This window comes from uncultured Agitococcus sp., from assembly GCF_937920075.1.
GTDB lineage: Bacteria > Pseudomonadota > Gammaproteobacteria > Pseudomonadales > Moraxellaceae > Agitococcus.
Genome location: NZ_CALETI010000091.1, coordinates 1 through 4,352, shown reverse-complemented (window position 1 = coordinate 4,352; position 4,352 = coordinate 1). Strand labels below are relative to the sequence as shown.

At 40.5% G+C, this 4,352-nt stretch carries 4 protein-coding genes; 1 reads left to right on the top strand and 3 read right to left on the bottom strand.

The genetic code is table 11. The features are described from left to right. The first annotated feature begins 302 nt into the window (after positions 1 to 302). Positions 303 to 1,313, top strand: a complete 1,011-nt coding sequence (locus Q0212_RS03305) for an AraC family transcriptional regulator (protein ID WP_297922183.1) — start codon at positions 303 to 305, stop codon at positions 1,311 to 1,313. Here Q0212_RS03305 and Q0212_RS03300 read toward each other — a convergent pair. From Q0212_RS03300 to Q0212_RS03290, 3 genes are all read right to left on the bottom strand, one after another. Further along, the gene (locus Q0212_RS03300) at positions 1,310 to 2,305 is read right to left on the bottom strand and encodes an AraC family transcriptional regulator (RefSeq protein ID WP_297922180.1); all 996 of its coding nucleotides are present in this window, start codon (positions 2,303 to 2,305) and stop codon (positions 1,310 to 1,312) included. The genes Q0212_RS03305 and Q0212_RS03300 overlap by 4 nt on opposite strands. 125 nt (positions 2,306 to 2,430) lie before the next feature. After that, on the bottom strand, positions 2,431 to 3,246 hold the full coding sequence (gene dapB, locus Q0212_RS03295) for a 4-hydroxy-tetrahydrodipicolinate reductase (protein ID WP_297922177.1): 816 nt from the start codon (positions 3,244 to 3,246) through the stop codon (positions 2,431 to 2,433). Positions 3,247 to 3,385: 139 nt separating this feature from the next. Beyond that, on the bottom strand, positions 3,386 to 4,352 hold a 967-nt coding region (locus Q0212_RS03290; protein WP_297922174.1), incomplete at its 5' end, for a molecular chaperone DnaJ.

Sequence of the window (4,352 nt, the reverse complement as noted above, 5' to 3'; positions counted from 1 at the left end):
ATAAGCGATAACCGCGTAAGTCACAAAGAAAACAGATATGCAATAGCTACGCCAGTGCTAAACGTGGATAACTTTCCTTTTGCGAATGTCTTTGACTCTAACAAATCATTTTTCTCTCTTCACACAGTTATTGTTTAACAATCAAACCTAAAATTTAGTGATTAAGTCTAATGGCTCACGCTTTTTAGTGGTTGGATGGCTTTACTCAACAAAAAGATGGTTTTTCTAAAAATGCTATTTCTAGCAGAAAAATATTTCCGTGTTATTATCAAAAACAATTTCGATAAAAATATTTGATCTACATGAAACACGATTTTGACCCTAATAAAGCGGTGATTCCCATTGCTTATCCGCGTTTGTTACTCGATTTGATGGTTGAGCGAGGTTTTAGCCGTCAACAAGTTTTACATGGCTCTCAGCTTGATGAATTAGTGTTTGATAAACCCGAACAACGTTTAACACCTGCTCAATTTTTATTTTTGATTTTAAATTGTTTTTATTTAAGCAAAGACCCTGCTTTGGGTTATGAAATGGGCTTACGCACGCCTGTCACCTCGCATGGTTTTTTAGGTTATGGGGTCATGAGTTGTGCCAACTTAGAAGAAGCCATTAAATTAGCTGAACGTTTTGTGCGTTTACGCACCGTGTTAATGAGTTTTAAATTATCTATAGAAGGTGATTTTGCGATTGTAGAAGCCAGTGCCAACTATCCTGTTGGCTTGTTGCGACAATTTGTCTTTGAAAGTTTATTATTAAGTTTAGCTCGGGCAGGCAGTTTTATTACTGGCAATGGCATGAATAGTGGCGAAATTCATTTTGATTTTCCAGAACCTAGCTATTATCAAGCACATAAAGATAAATTACCGCCGATTTTTTTTAATAAAGCCAGTAATCAATTACGTTTTCCCAAAGCCTTTTTAAAACAACCGTTGATTATGGCTGATCCTGTTGCTGCCAAATTAGCTGCCGAACAATGTGAACGTGAATTGGCATTAATGGATATTAGTGACGATATTCCTAGCCAAGTTAGAGCAATGCTTAATCATCAACAGGGTGAATATCCACAATTAGAACAAGTGGCTGAACGTTTGTTTATGTCATCAAGAACCCTAAAACGGCGTTTACAACAAGCAGGTTTAGGTTTTCAACAACTGTTAGATGAAGCGCGCAAACGTGATGCGATTAAATTGCTGCAAAACACTTCGTTAACCGTAGAGCAAATTGCCTTACGTTTGGGCTATACCGACCCTGCCAACTTCACCCGTGCTTTTAAAAAATGGACAGGTGATACACCCAGTAAATATCGCAGTTAACGTGTGATATTTTTAGTTCTATAACTTTTGGGTGGTTCGTTATACCAGCGTTTAAAGGCACGATTAAAGGCACTTTGCTCGGAATAGCCCAACAACAAGGCAATATCCGTCAAAGAAAGCGTTTTATCCTGTAAATAACGAATCGCTAACTCACGACGGGTATTTTCTAAAATATCCTGAAATACCAAACCACGTTCTTGTAAACGACGTTGTAAGGTTCGTGATGATAAAGCTAAATAACTAGCAACGACGGGCAATGTTGGCTCACCTTCATGCAAGGTTTGCACAATGACATTTTTTAATTTTTCTTCAAAAACATCCGCTTTGGGCAAAACCCCCAGTAATGCTTCAGCTTGTTGTGATAACAAATCTAATAAAGTCTGATCTCTGTGTAATAATGGTGTTGATAAATATTCTAACGGTAAACGGACACAAGTAAACTCTTTATCAAAATCGACAGGACATTGAAAATAATCCAAATAAATTTGGATGTTTTGAGGTTTAGGATTTACAAAACTGACATAGGTAGGATGTAAAGGTTGGCTGGTTAAAATATGCAAAAAACTCGTCAAGGCCGCAATTGAGGTTTCATCAATTAATGCACCGGGTTTGCCATACTCAACCCCCCAGCGTAACTCCATGCCACGTTCATCAATATGCACACTAAAGGGGTTAACGTCATACACCAAACGTTGATAACGGGCAAAACGATTTAAAGCTTCGCCCAAATTTTGACACGACAGCACCAAATAACCCAACACCCCCACATGACGAGGGGCAATTCGTTTACCAATCGCCAAACCTAAAGCCGTGTCATTGACCGCAATCGAAATTCGTTCTAATAAATCCGCCCACAAATGCAAAGGAATACGTGCTTGTTGACCATATTGCAGAATAGCTTCATCTAACTCAGGGATTTTTATATTTTTTTCTTGGACAAAATCGCCCAACATTCCCAGCATTGAGCCAGTCAAAAAAAGACCTTTAAACATATTTTTCTCTTTTTATTAGCTAATTATTAGTATAATGGCGCAATATGTTAAAAATACTACAATCAGACAATTTTGCAAAGCACAAAAAAGGGAGCAATGCTCCCTTATTAATAAAAAACGACTAACTATTTCAAGCCTAAAACGTCACGCATATCATACAAGCCTGCGCTTTTTGAACCAATCCATGCTGCAGCACGTACTGCGCCGTTGGCAAAGTTCATACGGTTTGTGGCAACATGACGAATCTCAACACGCTCGCCTTCACCCATAAAAAACACGGTATGATCGCCAACAATATCGCCACCACGAATAGTTTGGAAACCAATGGTTTCGCGATTACGTGGGCCAGTATGTCCTTCACGAGCATAACAAGCGACATCTTTTAGATCACGGCCTAATGCTTTGGCAACCGCTTCACCCATCATTAATGCAGTACCTGATGGCGCATCCACTTTATGACGATGATGAGCTTCTAACACATCAATATCAACCGTATCACCAAAGGCTTTAGCGGCAAGCTCTAATAATTTTAAGGAGACGTTAACACCAACCGAATAATTACCTGAATAAACAATTGGAATATCGTGGCTAGCTTCAATTAAAAAATGTTTTTGTTCTTCAGAAAGGCCAGTTGTGCCAATGACAATCCCCTTACCTTCTTGCCGACACAAGGCGACGTTTTGCATGGTGGCAGTAGGCGTAGTAAAGTCAATCACTACATTAACATGATCAATTTGACTCGCCAAAGAGCTATTAATCTGCACACCCATTGGACTTAATGCCGCCATTTCACCTGCATCTGCACCAATTAACGAATTACCGACACGTTCAATAGCAGCAGCTAATTTTACATCTTCACGAGCGGCAACGGCATGAATCAAAGCACGTCCCATACGACCTGCTGCACCACAAATACCAATATGAGTGATTGATTTGGGCATAATTAGCTCCTTTTTGCTTTAGGGGGACTTTTTAGGATCATAAGTAAGAAGCGTTGAATTAGCTAGTCTTTGTTATTGTAATTGTCTAAATAATCCTCTTTTAATAGCTTAAAAGAGGATTACTTACAGGTTAATTTACTTAAGAAAATAAGTCTTTAACACTGTCAAAAAAAGACTTTTTGTTAGGTGATTGTTTGTCGTTACCTTCTAAAGAGTCATGAAATTCACGCAATAACTCTTTTTGACGGCTGGTTAAATTAACAGGCGTTTCAACAATCACTCGGCACAACATATCCCCTGCCTCGTAAGCACGAACAGGTTTAATACCTTTGCCACGCACGCGGAACATTTTGCCTGTTTGTGTGCCTTCGGGGATTTTCAGCTTAACACGACCATCTAACGTCGGTACTTCAATCTCTGAGCCTAAAGCAGCATCAACAAAGCTAATCGGAATTTCACAATACAAATCTGCACCATCGCGTTTAAAGATATTGTGCTCTTTCACCACGACTTGTACATATAAATTGCCTGCAGGTGCACCATTAGCACCAGCTTCGCCTTCACCCACTAAACGTACCTTGTCACCTGTATCCACGCCTGCAGGAATCGTGACTTCTAAGGTTTTTTGTTTGTTGGTTCGACCTTCGCCATGACAAGCATCACACGGGTCTTTGATGATTTGGCCTTTACCACGACAGGTTGGACACGTTTGCTGTACGGTAAAGAAGCCTTGTTGCATACGCACTTGGCCTTGTCCACCACAAGTGCGACAAGTGGTCATGCTTGAGCCTTTTTTTGCTCCTGTACCATCACAAACATCACAAGCAGCAGCAGTGGTAAAACGGACTTGTTTTTTGACACCTTTAACCGCTTCTTCCAGCGTTAACTCTAAGGTGTATTGTAGGTCTGCACCACCACGTTGGCGACTGCCACCACCACGACCACCGCCACCACCAAAGATGTCACCAAAGGCTTCAAAAATATCACTAAAGCCGCCACCGCCACCAAAACCACCGCCAAAACCACCTGCCCCCATGTTCGGGTCTACACCTGCATGACCATGACGGTCATACGCTGCACGCTTATCAGCATTAGAGAGAATTTCA

Coding starts and splice junctions, on each gene's coding strand:
- Q0212_RS03305 (WP_297922183.1), top strand. CDS start 303: ATGAAACACGATTTTGACCCTAATAAAGCGGTGATTCCCATTGCTTAT.
- Q0212_RS03300 (WP_297922180.1), bottom strand. CDS start 2,305: ATGTTTAAAGGTCTTTTTTTGACTGGCTCAATGCTGGGAATGTTGGGC.
- dapB (WP_297922177.1), bottom strand. CDS start 3,246: ATGCCCAAATCAATCACTCATATTGGTATTTGTGGTGCAGCAGGTCGT.